The sequence below is a fragment of the Promicromonospora sp. Marseille-Q5078 genome, from assembly GCF_050315395.1.
Classification (GTDB): domain Bacteria; phylum Actinomycetota; class Actinomycetes; order Actinomycetales; family Cellulomonadaceae; genus Isoptericola.
Genome location: NZ_JBNPQG010000001.1, coordinates 4272555 through 4287249, shown reverse-complemented (window position 1 = coordinate 4287249; position 14695 = coordinate 4272555). Strand labels below are relative to the sequence as shown.

Sequence of the window (14695 nt, the reverse complement as noted above, 5' to 3'; positions counted from 1 at the left end):
CTCAGCGGACGCGGGCGGCGAGGACCGCGACGTCGTCGCGCTGCTGCCCGTGGACCATCCGGTCGACGAGCTCCTGCGGCAGGTCCGACGTCGGGCAGCCGTGCAGGTCCTGCAGCGCCCGCTGCAGGTCCTTGGCGCGGGCGGCGTACGAGGCGGTGCGGGACTCCACGAGCCCGTCCGTGTACAGGAGCAGGGTGTCGCCGGGGGAGAGCTCGGCGGCGTGGTCGCGACGCGACGTGGTCGGGTCGACGCCGAGCATGAGATCCGGGTGCCCGGGCAGCTCCTCCACGCCGCCGTCGGCGCGCAGGACGACGGGCCGCGGGTGCCCGGCGCTGGACCACCACAGGCGGCAGGCGTCGTCGCCCTCGCCGGGCTCGCCGCGGCCCGTCCGGTCCAGCCGCGCGACGACGGCGGTGCCGGTCGCGGTGAGCCCGAGGCCGCGGTTGGCCCGGTCCAGCTCGCGCAGCAGCCACGCCGGCGGCGCGTCCTGGCACCAGGCCAGGGTGCGCAGCATCGCGCGCAGCTGCCCCATGCGGGCGGCGGCCTGCATGTCGTGGCCCGTGACGTCGCCGATCATCAGCACGGTGGAGCGCGGGTCGAGCTCGACCGTGTCGTACCAGTCGCCGCCCACCTTGTCCGTGCGGGTCGCCGTCGCGTACGTCGACGCGAGCTCGAGGTACGGCACCCGGGGCAGCTCGGTGAGCATCGCCGCCTGCAGGGTCGTCGCCACCCGGTGGCGGTCCTCCAGCACCCGGATCCGCACCAGGGCCTGCGCCACGCACGACGCGAGCGTGGCGGCCGTGCGCCGGCTCTCGTCGTCGTGGTCGTGCGGGCCGCGCCACACCAGCACGACGACGCCGAGCAGGCGGTCGTCCAGCACCATCGGCACCATCGCCAGCCCGCCGAGCGCCGGGTCGACCCACGGCGCCCACGTGGGCTCGTCCCGCAGCGCCGCGGCGCCGTCGCGGTAGAAGGCCGGCCGCCGGGCGCGGGCGACGGACGCCACGGCCGGGTCGGAGAACCGCCACTGCCGCGGCAGGTACGGGTACGCGCCGTCGCGCTCGACCAGCGTGAGCCCGGACCCGCCGGGCTCCGCGAGCGCGAGCGTCGCCCAGATGGTGCCGAGCCCCGACCCGGAGGCGCGCAGCGCGTCCACGATCTCGTCGAGGGTGGTCGCGGCCGCGAACCGGTCGGTGAGGTCGAGCAGCATGCGCGTGCGCCGCGTGGCGTGCACGGCCACCTTCTGGATCCGGTGCGCCCGCTGGCGCTCGAGCCGCAGCCGCAGCTCGGCCGTGCAGGCGGCGGCGAGGTCGGCGAGGGTCGCGAGGTCGGAGGCGCTCCACGCGTGCGGCTCGGTGTCGAGGGCGCACACGGTGCCGACCGCGGTGCCGTGCCGGTCGAAGATCGGGAAGCCCGCGTACGACCCCATGCCCAGCTCGGTGACCGTCGCCGTGCGCGAGAGGCGCGGGTGGGCGCGCAGGTCCTCGACGACGAGCGGCCCGCCGGTCCGGATCGTCTCGCCGCAGAGCGGCTCGCTCAGGGTGGTGCGCCGGGTGGCCTGGAACGGGTCGGGCAGACCGAGCGCGCCGGGGTACACCTGCGCGTCCGGCAGCACGAGGGTCACGAGGGCGGTCGGGACGCCGAGCTGGCGCTGCACCAGCCGGGCGAAGCGGTCGAACGACTCGTCCGCGACGGGGCGCGCGAGCCCGGCGGCGACGAGCGCCTGGACCGGGGACGCCGCCCTCATCGCGACGCACCCCCGCCACGGCTGTGCCCAGCGCGACCCGCGACCATGGCCGGATTCTTCCACGCAGCCCGCCGGATATCCTCGCCGGACGATGGACGTCACCCGCCGTGTCCCCGCAGCCCTCCCGCGACTCGTCGCCGCGGGGCTCGTCTCCGCGTCGGCCGTCCTGCTGTTCGCGGTGCACGTGCGCCCGCTGGCGTACCTGCCGCTGGTGGCGGGCGTCGCGCTGGGGCTCGCCGTCGACCGGCTGCTGGGCCGGGACCTGGCGCTGATCGCCGTCGCCCTCGGCATCATCTCCACCATCCCGCTCGAGGCGGACCTGTCCGACGCGGGGATGGCGCGCTTCGCCGTCGTCCTCTCGCTGGCGGTGCTGGTGCCGTGGGCGGCGTCGCGGTTCTGGTTCCGGGACGACCCTCCGGCGGGCTCCGGGGGGACCGGGCCAGGGGTGGTGCGCTTCCCCGTCGGGACGGGGCGCCGCTGGTCGCGGGGGCAGTACGTGTACCTGGTGGTCGTGGTGCTCGTGGGGTACCTCGTGCTGCCGCCGTACTTCCTCGGCTCGGGCGCGTACCTCAACTGGCCGCCGCTCGAGGGCGGCGAGGACGTCGCGCGCCTGTTCGTCGGGGTCAACGCCGTGGGCATCTGGGACGAGCTGTTCTTCGTGTGCACCGTGTTCGCGCTGCTGCGGCGCCACTTCGGGATGTGGACGGCGAACGTGCTGCAGGCGGCGATCTTCGTGTCGTTCCTGTGGGAGCTCGGCTACCGCGAGTGGGGGCCGCTGCTCACGGTGCCGTTCGCGCTGGTGCAGGGCTGGATCTTTAGCCGCTACAAGAGCCTCAGCTATGTCGTGGCGGTGCACCTGCTGTTCGACCTCGTCGTCTTCGCCGTGCTGGTGCACGGGCACCACCCCGAGCTCTTCGACGTCTTCGTCACCGCGCCCTGAACATTCGCCCGCGTCCGGGTTGTTGGCGCACTGTCGCCGTGAAAAGGTGCGGCATCGGGGCTTGTCGCCGAACGAACGAGGTCAGCGATGGACGATCCTGTGGACGACGTCGACCTCGAGGCGTGCGCGAGGGAGCCGCTCCACGTCCCCGGAGCGGTCCAGTCGCGGGGCGTGCTGCTGGTGGTGGACGACGGCGTCGTCGTCCAGGCGTCGGCCAACGCGCCCGGCCTGCTGGGCCTGGACCTGCCCGACCTGCTGGGCCACCGCCTCGACGCGACGCTGGGAGGGCCCGCGGCCGGGCTGCTGCGCCTCGCCCGGGTGCCGGAGCCAGTGCCCCTCGCCGAGGCGCTCCGCCGCGTGACCTTCGCCGGCCGCTCGTGGACGGCCGCGTCGCACCGGACCGGCCAGGGCACGGTCGTCGTCGAGCTCGAGCCCCGGGACGACGCCTCCGACCCGGGCGACGGCTATCGCACCGCCTACGCCGTGCTCGGCCGGGCCGCGACGGCCGGTTCCCTCCAGGAGCTGTACGACCTCGTGGCCCGCGGCGTGCGGGAGGTCACCGGCTTCGACCGCGTGATGGTGTACCGGTTCGACGCGGACCAGCACGGCGAGGTCGTCGCCGAGGACTGCCGGGAGGACCTCGAGCCGCTCCTCGGCCAGCACTACCCGGCGTCCGACATCCCGCCGCAGGCGCGCGCCCTGTACGAGAAGAGCTGGCTGCGGCTCATCTCCGACGTCTCGTCCGAGCCGGTCGCCCTCGTGCCGGTGCGTCACCCGGCGACGGGGCAGCCCGCCGACCTCACGTTCGCCGGCCTGCGGGCCGTGTCGCCCGTGCACGTCCAGTACCTGAAGAACATGGGCGTCGGCGCGTCGATGTCGATCTCCCTGCTGGACGACGGGCACCTGTGGGGCATGGTCGCCTGCCACCACGAGACTCCGCACACGCCGTCGCTCGAGGTGTGCGCGGCGGCGGAGGCGCTCGCCTCCGGCCTGTCCCTGCAGATGGTCGTGCACGCCGCGGCCGACCGGGCGCAGCACGCCCGGCGGGTCGCCACCGCCCTGGAGGCGCTGGTCGCCGCCGGGGACGGGCCGGTCGCCGAGATGGTCGCGCGGCCGGAGCTTCTCGACGTGCTCGGCGTCGACGGCGCCCTCGTGCGCACCCGCGGCATCACGGCGACGGTCGGCACGGTGCCCCCGGCGGCCGGCGCCGTCGTCGCGGCCGTGCGGGCGGCGTCCGCGCCGCGCCAGGAGGACGGCGGCGGCGCTCCCGTCTTCGCGACCCACGCGCTGCGCGCCGACCACCCGGAGCTGGCCGAGCGGCTCGGCGACGTCGGGGGAGCGCTCGTGGCGCCGCTGCCCGACGGCGACGTGCTGGCGCTCTTCCGCCGGGAGGCCGCGCGCGCGGTGACCTGGGGCGGCGACCCCCGCGCCAAGACGGTCGAGCGCGACGACGACGGGACGACGCGCATCGGCCCCCGGCGGTCGTTCGCGAGCTGGCGGGAGATCGTGCACGGCACCAGCGAGCCGTGGTCCGACGACGACGTCCGCTCGGCGGTCGTGGCGCGCCGGACCGTCGTCGAGGCGCTCTACCGCCGCACCCGCCCCGACCTGGGCGCCGCCCTCGTGCTCCAGCACTCGTCGCTGCCGGACACGCTGCCCGCGCCGCCGGGCTGGCGCCTCCAGGCGCGCTACCGCCCCGCCCGCGGGGGATCGGTGGGCGGCGACTGGTACGACGCCTTCGACATGCCGGACGGGCGCGTCGCCCTGGTGATCGGCGACGTCGCGGGCCACGGCCTCCCCGCGGCGTCCGCGATGAACCAGCTCCGCAACGCGCTGCGGTCGCTGCTGCTCACGCACGGCGAGGTGGGCAGGGCGGTCGGGGCCCTCGACCACCTCGCGCGCACGCTGCTCAGCGGCGACATGGCGACCGTGTTCGCGGCGCTCCTCGAGCCCGGCGCCAGGACCGTCGACTACGTCTGCGCGGGCCATCTCCCGCCCCTGGTCGTCGACGAGGCCGGGGCGCAGTGGCTCGACGTGGTGCGGAGCCTGCCGGTCGGCGCGATGCACCGTCCGCCCGAGGCCGGCCGCGCCGAGCTCGGCGAGGGGCAGTCGCTGCTCCTCTACACGGACGGCCTCGTCGAGCGGCGCGGCACATCCCTGGAGAGCCGGCTCGAGGAGCTGCGCGCCATGGCGGGGCTGACGCTCGACCTCGAGGTCCTCGAGCACAAGCTCGCGGGCGTGGAGTCGGAGGACGACTCGACCACCCTGCTGGTGACCGCGCACGGGCGCGCGTGGGGCTGACGCCCCGTCGACCACGTCGTCCGCCCGGGCCCGTTCACAGCTCGTCGAGCAGCCGGGACATCCGGTCGATCTCCGCGATCTGGTCCGCCGCCACGTTCGCGGAGAACTCCTGGACCGTCTCGTCCCGCCCGGCGGCGCTGACGTCGTCGACCATCGTCAGGGCACCCCCGTGGTGCTTGATCATGCCCTCGAGGAACAGCCGGTCGAACTCGGCGCCGTCCGCGTCCGCCAGGGCCGCCATCTCGGCGTCGGTCAGCATGCCGGGCATGGAGTCGTGGTCGTGGTCGTGGGTCTCCGGGGCGCGCGGTCCGCTCCCGTCCGACGGCTCCGCCGACGACGTCGTGGCGACCGCGGGCACCGGGAGATCGTGGTCCTCGAGCCAGCGGCTCATGTACTGGATCTCGCCGTCCTGCGTGAGGCGGATGCGCTCGGCGAACTTGGCGATCTGCGCCGACGTCGACCGGCCGGGGACCAGCTGCGCCATCTCCACGGCCTGCGCGTGGTGGCCGATCATCTTCGTCATGAAGTCCGCGTCCGCGTCGGTGACCACGTCCTCGTCGCCCATGCCCTCGTAGTCCTCGGGCGCGATCGTCTCGGCGGGCTCGCCGGGCTTCCCCGGGGCGAGCACGGCCGACGACGGCGTCGAGGCAGGCTCGGGCGTCTCGGCGGTGCACCCGGCGGAGAGCCCCAGAGCGAGCGCGACGACGCAGGTCAGGGCGGCGCGACGGCCGCCCGTGCGACGGATCCGGGGGTCTGTGGTCACCGGAAGATCCTCTCCTGAGGTTGTTGCCACGGCGTAAAAAGATGCCCGCACACCTGGTGGGGAGGATGCTTCCAGACAACACTCAGTGTGACCAACACAACGATGTGTGGCGCATGCGCGTCGTCCAACCCTGAGTTCACGGAAGAGGAGTCCACGGATGCGGAGTTCACGGACGAGCAGTTCACGGACGAGAGGCGTCGCCGGCGTCGCCCTCTCGTTGACCCTGGTCGCGGGGGCGTTGGGGCTCGCGGCACCGGCATCCGCCTCTGTGGCGGAGCCCGACGTCCCGCCCGGCGAGGTGGCGTCGTCGAACATCGAGCACCTCAGCAACAACCCGAAGAACGGCGCCCTGCAGGGCACCGGCTCGGACATCGCGTTCCAGGGCAAGTACGCCTTCGCGGGCAACTACGACGGCTTCACCGTCTACGACCTGTCCGACCCGGAGGAGCCCGTCCAGGCGCTCCAGGTGTACTGCCCCGGCTCGCAGAACGACATCTCCGTCTACGGCGACATCCTGGTGCTCTCCACCGACTCGTCGCGCAGCGACGACTCGTGCGCGTCGACGACCCGCCCCGCGACGGAGAAGGACGCCTGGGAGGGCATCAAGGTCTGGGACATCTCCGACCCGCTGGAGCCCGAGTACGTCAAGTCCGTCGAGACCGCGTGCGGCTCCCACACCCACTCGCTGGCGCCGACCAAGAACGGCAAGGACCTGTACGTCTACGTCTCGTCGTACAGCCCGAGCTCGACCTACCCGGACTGCCAGCCGCCGCACGACATCATCTCGGTCGTGAAGATCCCCGTGAAGAACCCGGCGGCCGCCACGCTCGTGGGCACGCCGAACCTGTTCCCGGAGGGCGGCTACGAGGGTGACCCCACCCGCAGGGCGTCGGCGACGTCCGGCTGCCACGACATCACCACCTACGCGCAGAAGGACCTCGCGGCGGGTGCGTGCATGGGCGACGGCATCCTCATGGACATCAAGGACCGCGCCCACCCGAAGGTGATCAGCACGGTCCGCGACACGGAGAACTTCGCGTTCTGGCACTCGGCCACCTTCAACAACGACGCGACCAAGGTCGTCTTCACGGACGAGCTCGGTGGCGGCGGGCTGGCGACCTGCACCGGCGAGTACGCCCCGGAGCTCGGCGCCAACGGCATCTACGACATCGAGAAGGCCAAGAAGCACGGCGGGAAGAACGGCAAGGAGCTCGTCTTCAAGAGCTACTACAAGATCCCGCGCATCAACGACAGCACCGAGAACTGCGTGGCCCACAACGGCTCGCTGATCCCCGTCAAGGGCAAGGACCTCATGGTCCAGTCCTGGTACCAGGGCGGCGTCTCGGTGTTCGACTTCACCAACTCCGAGAAGCCGAAGGAGCTGGCCTGGTTCGACCGCGGTGCGGGCATCTCCAGCGGTGGCACCTGGTCCACCTACTGGTACAACGGCTACGCCTACTCGAACGACCTCGGGATCGGTTTCGACACGTTCGAGATCGACGACGCGATCGACGGCAGGGCGAAGACGAACCTCACGTCGCTGAACCCGCAGATGCAGGAGAAGTTCTGACCTGCTGAGCGGGACCGCCACTGCTGGTCGAGCCTGTCGGGACACCGGTCCCGACAGGCTCGACCAGTGTCCGACGGCTCCGTCAGCGGTGCCGGCGGAGCGCGCCCTCGAGCAAGGGGACGGCGACGGCGACGAGGGTGAGGGCCGCGCCGGCGTACGTCGCGGCGCCGGGCGCGGCGACGCCGGGGGAGACGACGTCGAGCACGAGCGCGCCGACCACCTGGCCGGCGATCATGCCGAGCCCGAGCAGCAGCACGCCGATGCGCTGCACGACCGCCGCCTGCAGCGCGATGAAGACGATGCCGAGCAGGCCGCCGGAGTAGAGCAGCAGGTCGGGGGGCAGGGAGCCGGTGGGTGCGCCCTCGACGGCGAGCGACACCCCGAACACCACCAGCAGCGCCGCGGTGCCCACGAGGAAGCTCACGAACGTGGCGGCCAGCACCCCGCCGTCGCCCCGGGGGCGACCGTCGGCGCGCGGCTCGGCGGGCCGCACCGCGGCGCGCACGCGCCCGTTGAGCGCCTGCTGGAACGACTGCAGCACGCCCGCGACCAGGGGGAACAGCGCCAGGCCGAGGGCCGCCGTCGCCGCGCCCGCGCCGGACACCACGACGACCGCGACGACGGTCAGCACCGGCCCCAGCGCGCGGCCCACGGTCACGAGCCGCACCCCGCCGGGCGCGAGCCCCAGCCGGTCGATGACGAGCGAGCTCACGGACTGCCCCGCCACCAGCGCGATGGTGAACACGGACACGCCGAGGGCGTCGACCGTCAGGCCCTGCGACATCACGTAGAAGGCGCCGCCGAGGCCGCCCAGGCACTCCCACCAGCGCAGCCCGCCGGCGCCTCGGCGCAGGCCGGCCGCGACCTGCCCGACCGCGGACCGCCCGGCACGCGAGAACGGCAGCGCGAGGGTGAGCAGCACCAGGCCCGAGCCGAAGGACAGGGCAGCCGTGCCGAAGGCGGTGCCCGTCTCGGCGGCGAGGGTGCCGTTGACGCGGCTCTGCAGCGCGGCGGCGAACCCTGCGACGATCGCGAGCGCCACTCCCGCGGCGCGCTGCCGACCCGTCACGATGGTTGCCACGATCACCGGATCCTAGTCGTGGGGCGGCGCCGCGACCGCGCCGGGATCACGTGAGGTGGTCGAAGTCACCGCGCACCCAGGCCGCGTGCCGCTCGGCCGAGCGCAGCACGACGTCCAGCGCGTCGGCGGGGATCACGCCCTCGAAGTTGTTGTAGAGCCGGTCGAACGGCCGGCGCGCCACGTGCTCGGCGACCCGCGTCACGACCGCCGCCGACAGCGGGATGCGGTTGGGGTAGCTGCGCATGAAGCTCGCCGTGCGGTCGGGGTTGGCGAAGATCGTGTCGCCCGAGAGCAGCACGCCGCGCCGGTCGGCGCCGGTCCAGTGCGCGACCGCGGAGCCGGGGAAGTGCCCGCCGGGCTGGCTGAGCACCACACCGGGCAGCACCTCCCGCTCGCCCGACCAGGTCTCGATCGCGGCGTCCGGGCGCGCCACCCAGCCGGCGTCGGCCTCGCTCACCAGCACCGGCACGGGCCGGCCGGTGGCCGCCGCCAGGCGCCGGCTCCACTCCACCTGCACGCCGTACATGTGCGGGTGGCTGGCCGCGATCAGCACGTCCAGACCGCCGGCGGCCTGGAGGACCGCCTCGACCCCCGCGTCGTCGACGAACCCCAGCGGGTCCCACAGGAGGGCGCCGGCGGGCGTGCGCACCACCTTCGCCTGCTGCCCGATGCCCACCTGGGGCGAGGCGTGCAGCGCGAGGAGGTCGGGCTCGAGCTCGGTGACCTCGACGGCGAGCCCCTCCGCGGCCAGCTCGTCGAGCGTGGTCCACGCCTGGCCGGTGGCGGGCACCCACTGGCGCTCGTCGGCGCAGATCGCGCAGACGTCCGGCCGGGCGGCGTGCTCGACGGCGCAGGTGCGGCAGATCCAGAACGTGTCGGCGGTGACGGGTTCGCTCATGGGGTCAGACTTCCACCTCGAGGCGGAGGCGCGCACGGGGTCGCGCTCCCTACGCTGGGCGGATGCCGCAGCAGCAGACCGCGCCGGGCCAGGCGTGGACGACGCGCCTCGCCGACTGGTGGGGGATCGACTCCGGGTGGGAGCGCGTCCCTGCCGACCCGGCCCGCGCCTACCGGAACGACGCCTGGCTCGGCGCCGCGTTCGTCGTCGTGACGCTGGTGGGCACGGAGCTCGCCCGCAGCATCGGGTACTTCGAGGACGAGACGGCCCCGGTCTGGGTCCTGTACGTCCTGGCGGCGGCCGGCGCCGTCCCCCTCGTCTGGCGCCGGCGGTTCCCGCTCACGGTGCTCGCCGTGGTCTACCTGCACTTCCTCGTGGTCGGGCTGACCGTCCCCATGGTGACGGTCCTGGCGCCGCTGCAGGTCGTCTACTTCGTGGCGATGTTCAGCGCGATGGCCTGGGCGCGGGACCGGCAGGCGATGGTGCTCGTCGTGGGCGCCGCCCTGCTCGCGATGTTCGGCTGGCTGTCGTGGCAGTTCGCCGTGGGCTCGGGCGTCGAGGGGATGGTCGAGCAGATGGGGCTGGCCGGCGAACGGCCAGGCCTGATCAGCCCCGTCGTCGCGGTCACGGTCTACAACTTCCTCATCAACGTCGCGTACTTCTACGGCGCCGTGGTGGCCGGGCAGCTCATGTGGCACGGCGCGCGGCGGCGCGAGCAGCTCGCCGACCAGGCCGCGACGATCGAGCGGCAGACGGCGGAGCTGCAGCGGCAGGCGGTCGTGACGGAGCGGCTGCGCATCGCCCGCGAGCTGCACGACGTCGTCGCGCACCACGTGTCCGTCATCGGGATCCAGGCCGCCGCCGCGCGGCGGATGCTCGCCACCGACGCGCCGGCGGCCGCCGCGCCCCTGGCCACCATCGAGGGCGAGTCGCGCGAGGCCGTGGCGCAGATGCGCGGACTGCTGGGCACGCTGCGCGGGATCGAGGACGCCGACCGGCCCGGCGCCGGGTCGGACGGGCCGGTCGGACCGGGCGCCCGCGCGCCCGAGCCGGGGCTGGCCGACGTGCCGGGGCTCGCGGACGACGCCGGCGGCCTCGACGTCGAGGTGCGCGTCGTGGCGGAGGACGGCGCGGTCGACGGCGTCCCCGCGCCCCTCGGCCTCAGCCTGTACCGCACCGCGCAGGAGGCGCTGAGCAACGTGCGCAAGCACTCCACGGCGCGCGGCGCGAGCGTCGTCGTGCGGGTGGACCGCCGCCCGGCGCGCCCGGACGACCCGGCCGCCGACCGCTTCCCGCACGGCTTCGCCGAGGTGGAGGTGCTCGACTCCGGCCGCCCGCGGCAGGGCTCCGCCGGCACCGGGCTGGGCCTCATGGGGGTGCGCGAGCGGGTCGCGACGCACGGCGGCATCGCCGACGTCGGGCCGCGCGCCACCGGCGGCTACCGTGTGCGGGTGCGCCTGCCCCTGCCCGAGGACCGCCCGTGACCGGCCCCGACGTCGTGCGGGTGCTGCTCGTCGACGACCAGCGGCTCGTGCGCTCCGGCTTCGCGATGATCCTGTCCGTCGAGCCGGACGTCGAGGTGGTCGGGGAGGCCGCCGACGGCGCCCAGGCGCTGGACCGCGTGCGGGAGCTGCGGCCCGACGTCGTGCTGATGGACGTGCAGATGCCGGTGATGGACGGCATCGAGGCGACCCGGCGCATCGTCGCAGAGGACCTGGCCAAGGTGCTGGTGCTCACGACCTTCGACGACGACGCCTACGTGGACGACGCCCTGCGGGCCGGCGCATCCGGCTTCCTGCTGAAGAACTCCGACGCCGACCGGCTGGTGGACGCCGTGCGGACCGTCGCGGCCGGGCACGCGCTGCTCGCGCCGGAGGTCACCCGGCGCGTCATCGAGCGGATGGTCGCGACCGATCCGGCCGGCCCGACCGCCCCCGCCGGCGGCCGCGCGGCGTCCGACCCGCGCCTCGACCAGCTCACCCCGCGCGAGCGGGAGGTGCTGGTGCTGGTGGGCAAGGGCCTGTCGAACGCCGAGATCGCGGCCGAGCTGTTCCTCGGGGAGGCCACCGTCAAGACGCACGTCTCCAACGTGCTGTCCAAGCTGCACCTGCGCGACCGCGTCCAGGCCGTCGTCCTCTACCACCGCACCCTCACGTAGCGATTCCTCGCCGTCCTGCGCCGGGAGGTGCAGGAAGCGCTACGTCGACAGCACGAACGGCCGGCCGGCCGGCCAGGGACGCGGCGTCAAGCCCTCGGCGTCCAGGAGCCGGCGGACCGGAGCAGCCGGCCGCCCGGGAGGACCCAGGCCAGGTCGACGCGGGCCAGGAACCGGCCGCGCAGGTCGCGGACCACGAGCTGCAGGGTGTCGGGCGGGCAGCCCGCGTCCGCGCAGGCCAGCCGGGCCGCGGTCTCGATCGGCGACTCCGCGCGCGGGTCCGACTCGTCCCACCACGCGGCGGTGCGGGCGGCGCCGCGCCGGCCGCGCGCGGCCTCGCGGGCCCGGCGGAACTCCTCCTCCGTGACGACGCGGCGGTGTCGCGCCGAGTCCATGAGCGCGACGTCGAGCAGGAAGGTCAGCGGCGGGTCAGCCGGATGACGGGCAGCTCGCGGTCCGTCTTCTTCTCGTACCCGGCGAAGCCGGGCGACACGGTCGTGACCGTGGCCCAGGCGGCCGCGCGCTCCTGGCCGTGCAGCTCCCGGGCGGAGACGGGGATGGTCCGGCCGCCGATCGTGACCGTCGCGCGGTCGGGGTGGGCCGCGAGGTTGAGGTACCAGGCGGGGTTGGACGCCGCGCCGGCCGGCGACGCCACGACGGTCCAGCCGCCGTCGTCGGCGGGGAACCAGGCCACCGGCGTCGACCGCTCCTTGCCGCTCTTGCGCCCGATCGTCGTCAGGGCCAGGGGTTCGCCGGCCGTGGGCTCGCCGGTCCTGGAGCCGGCGCGCCGCGCCGTCCGCCGGTTGATCCAGGCCAGGAACGCGCCGCGGGGCTGGCGTGCGCCGCGGGTGCCCTGGGGGTGGGTGAACGTCATCGTGCTCTCCTTCGTCCGGGTGTCGCGACCGTCCCGTCGAACCTAGGCGGGGCGCACCGTCGCCGGTACCGACCGTCGGCTCCCGCGGCGCGACGAAAGGAGGGGGTCCGCCTGGGGGCGGAGGCCTCCCGCTCCGCCTCGCGGGGGATCCGCTCGGGGGCCGGGATCCGTAGGTTCGTGGTCATGGACAACGACTCCCTCGAAGTTCGGGGACTGACCAGGACGTTCGGCGACCTCACCGCCGTCGACGACGTCTCGTTCACGGCCCCGGCCGGGCTGCTCACCGGGTTCGTGGGCGGCAACGGCGCCGGCAAGACCACGACCATGCGCATGATCATGGGCGTCCTCGCGCCCACGAGGGGCGAGGTCCGGTTCGACGGCGCCCCCGTGACGCGCGCCGACCGCCGCGCGTTCGGCTACATGCCGGAGGAGCGCGGCCTGTACCCCAAGCAGCCCGTCGTGGACCAGCTCGTCTACCTGGCCCGGCTGCGGGGCATCTCGGCGCCGAAGGCGCGCGCCGAGGTGCTGGACATGCTCGACCGGCTCGGGCTCGCCGGCCGGTCGAAGGAGCACGTCGAGAAGCTGTCGCTCGGCAACCAGCAGCGCGTGCAGATCGTCGCCGCGCTCATGGGCACGCCGCGCATGCTGGTGCTCGACGAGCCGTTCAGCGGCCTCGACCCGGCCGCCGTCGACGGGATGGTCGACCTGCTCGCCGAGCACACCGCCCGTGGCGTGCCGGTGCTGTTCAGCTCCCACCAGCTCGACCTCGTGGAGCGGCTGTGCGAGCGGCTCGTCATCCTCAAGGCGGGCCGCGTGATGGCGGACGGCGCCCCCCGGGACCTGCAGCAGACCGGCGCGCTGCGGCACCGGCTCGTCGTCGAGGGTGACGCCGGCTGGGTGCGCGGCGTGCCCGGCGTGCACGCGGTCGACGTCGACGGCCCCGTCGCGCTGCTCGAGCTCGCCGACGACGCCTCCCTGCAGCGGCTGCTCGCCGCCGGCCTCGAGCGCGGCGGCGTCCGCGAGCTCACCCCCCTCCGGCCCACGCTGGCCCAGATCTACCGCGAGGTGACGGCATGACCACCACCCTTCCCTCCCCGACCGTCACGACGACGTCCGAGGACGTCGTCGAGGGCACGCGCGGTGCGTGGCTGGTCGTGATGAAGCGCGAGATCGTGGTGCGCGCGCTCAACAAGACGTTCCTCGTGGGGCTGCTCGTCTCGGTCGGGATCATCGCCGCCCTGGCCGCGTTCATGGCGTGGCAGGGCAGCAAGACCGACAGCTTCACCGTCGCGGTGCCGGCGGGCGACGCCGCAGCCACGGCGTCGGTCGAGTCCGCGGCCGCGATCCCGAAGGAGCAGGGCGGCGGCGCAGAGCTCACGACCGTCGAGGTCCCGGACGACGCCGCCGCGCGCGCCGCCCTCACCGCCGGCGACGCGGACGCATGGCTGCACCCCGCCGACGGCTCCGGCGACGGCTGGGTGCTCACGGGCGAGTCGGACCCCGACTCGACGCTGACGCGGCTGCTCACCACCGCCGTCGCGGGCGAGACCCTCGAGACCAACGCCGAGGCGGCCGGCACCTCGGTCGCCGAGCTCACCGCCGGCGGCACGCTGTCCACCGACCGGCTCGACGGGGACGCGGTCGACTCCCAGACCCTGTTCTTCGTGTCGTTCGCCCTCGCGCTGCTGTTCTTCATCGGCGCCCTGGGCTCGGGGCAGATGATCGCGGGCAGCGTCGTGGAGGAGAAGCAGTCCCGCCTGGTCGAGATCATGGCCACGGCCGTGCCCCTGCGGCACCTGCTGGCGGGCAAGATCCTCGGCAGCTCGGTGGTGGCGCTGGCGCAGAACGTCGTGTTCGCCGTCGTCGGCCTGGTCGCGCTGTCGTTCACGCCGACCGCGTCGATCCTGCCGGCGCTGTCCACGTCGCTCGTGTGGTTCGTGCTGTTCTTCGCCGTCGGCTTCCTGGGGCTCGCGGCCCTGTACGCCGTGGCCGGGGCGCTCGCGTCCCGCGCCGAGGACCTGCAGCACACCACCACCCCGATGACGATGGCGATCATGGGCGTGTACTTCCTGACGTTCTCCGCCAGCGGCACCTTCGAGACGGTGCTGTCGTACGTCCCCGTGGCGAACGTCGTCTCGATGCCGGTGCGCGTGCTGTCCGGCGACGCCGCGTGGTGGGAGCCGATCCTCTCCCTGCTGATCCTCGCCGCCTTCGCCGTCGTCGCGCTGCTGGTGGGCGAGCGTGCCTACCGGGGGGCGCTGCTGCAGACCGGCGGGCGCCTCAGCTGGAAGAGCGCCCTGGCCGCCCGGGCCTGACCTCTCCGGGTCGCCCGGGCGGGGTAGGGGTGTCCCCCGAAATCGCTCAGG

13 protein-coding genes are annotated in these 14695 nt (G+C 74.3%); 7 read left to right on the top strand and 6 right to left on the bottom strand.

Translation table 11 applies throughout. The features are described 5' to 3' along the window. Position 1 precedes the first annotated feature (1 nt). Positions 2–1747 (bottom strand): SpoIIE family protein phosphatase, encoded by a 1746-nt coding sequence (locus ACQFYA_RS19690; RefSeq protein ID WP_499126975.1) that lies wholly within the window; start codon positions 1745–1747, stop codon positions 2–4. A gap of 91 nt (positions 1748–1838) precedes the next feature. On the opposite strand from ACQFYA_RS19690, the gene ACQFYA_RS19685 reads away from it, so the two are divergent. Together ACQFYA_RS19685 and ACQFYA_RS19680 are read left to right on the top strand one after the other, a co-directional pair. Continuing rightward, positions 1839–2687 carry a CPBP family glutamic-type intramembrane protease gene (locus ACQFYA_RS19685; protein ID WP_499126973.1) on the top strand — a complete coding sequence of 283 codons (849 nt, stop codon included), beginning with the start codon at positions 1839–1841 and terminating at the stop codon, positions 2685–2687. A gap of 87 nt (positions 2688–2774) precedes the next feature. Further along, complete coding sequence (locus ACQFYA_RS19680) at positions 2775–4988, top strand: GAF domain-containing SpoIIE family protein phosphatase (RefSeq protein ID WP_499126971.1); 2214 nt, start codon at positions 2775–2777, stop codon at positions 4986–4988. Positions 4989–5022: 34 nt separating this feature from the next. Here the strand turns inward: ACQFYA_RS19680 and ACQFYA_RS19675 are convergent, their stop codons facing one another. Further along, the gene (locus ACQFYA_RS19675) at positions 5023–5751 is read right to left on the bottom strand and encodes a DUF305 domain-containing protein (RefSeq protein WP_499126969.1); all 729 of its coding nucleotides are present in this window, start codon (positions 5749–5751) and stop codon (positions 5023–5025) included. 268 nt (positions 5752–6019) lie between these two features. Here ACQFYA_RS19675 and ACQFYA_RS19670 point away from each other — a divergent pair, with 268 nt between their 5' ends. Then, positions 6020–7321, top strand: a complete 1302-nt coding sequence (locus tag ACQFYA_RS19670; protein ID WP_499126967.1) for an LVIVD repeat-containing protein — start codon at positions 6020–6022, stop codon at positions 7319–7321. 82 nt (positions 7322–7403) lie between these two features. Here the strand turns inward: ACQFYA_RS19670 and ACQFYA_RS19665 are convergent, their stop codons facing one another. Next, the gene (locus ACQFYA_RS19665) at positions 7404–8402 is read right to left on the bottom strand and encodes a DMT family transporter (protein ID WP_499126965.1); all 999 of its coding nucleotides are present in this window, start codon (positions 8400–8402) and stop codon (positions 7404–7406) included. 46 nt (positions 8403–8448) lie between these two features. Then, the gene (locus ACQFYA_RS19660) at positions 8449–9300 is read right to left on the bottom strand and encodes an MBL fold metallo-hydrolase (protein ID WP_499126963.1); all 852 of its coding nucleotides are present in this window, start codon (positions 9298–9300) and stop codon (positions 8449–8451) included. 62 nt (positions 9301–9362) lie between these two features. On the opposite strand from ACQFYA_RS19660, the gene ACQFYA_RS19655 reads away from it, so the two are divergent. Beyond that, a complete protein-coding gene (locus ACQFYA_RS19655) occupies positions 9363–10784 on the top strand; it encodes a sensor histidine kinase (RefSeq protein WP_499126961.1) in 1422 nt (473 codons plus the stop codon). After that, positions 10781–11458, top strand: a complete 678-nt coding sequence (locus tag ACQFYA_RS19650) for a response regulator (protein WP_499126960.1) — start codon at positions 10781–10783, stop codon at positions 11456–11458. The genes ACQFYA_RS19655 and ACQFYA_RS19650 overlap by 4 nt, the downstream gene beginning before the upstream one ends. A gap of 86 nt (positions 11459–11544) precedes the next feature. On the opposite strand, the gene ACQFYA_RS19645 is transcribed toward ACQFYA_RS19650, so the two are convergent. Together ACQFYA_RS19645 and ACQFYA_RS19640 are read right to left on the bottom strand one after the other, a co-directional pair. Beyond that, positions 11545–11850 carry a hypothetical protein gene (locus tag ACQFYA_RS19645; RefSeq protein ID WP_499126959.1) on the bottom strand — a complete coding sequence of 102 codons (306 nt, stop codon included), beginning with the start codon at positions 11848–11850 and terminating at the stop codon, positions 11545–11547. 23 nt (positions 11851–11873) lie between these two features. Next, on the bottom strand, positions 11874–12329 hold the full coding sequence (locus ACQFYA_RS19640) for a nitroreductase/quinone reductase family protein (protein ID WP_499126958.1): 456 nt from the start codon (positions 12327–12329) through the stop codon (positions 11874–11876). Between the two features lie 183 nt (positions 12330–12512). Between ACQFYA_RS19640 and ACQFYA_RS19635 the strand changes: the two genes are divergently transcribed. Continuing rightward, the gene (locus ACQFYA_RS19635; protein WP_499126956.1) at positions 12513–13406 is read left to right on the top strand and encodes an ABC transporter ATP-binding protein; all 894 of its coding nucleotides are present in this window, start codon (positions 12513–12515) and stop codon (positions 13404–13406) included. Continuing rightward, positions 13403–14644: an ABC transporter permease gene (locus ACQFYA_RS19630; RefSeq protein ID WP_499126955.1), complete on the top strand. Its 1242-nt coding sequence runs from the start codon at positions 13403–13405 to the stop codon at positions 14642–14644. Before ACQFYA_RS19635 ends, ACQFYA_RS19630 begins: the two co-directional genes overlap by 4 nt. Positions 14645–14695 lie beyond the last annotated feature (51 nt).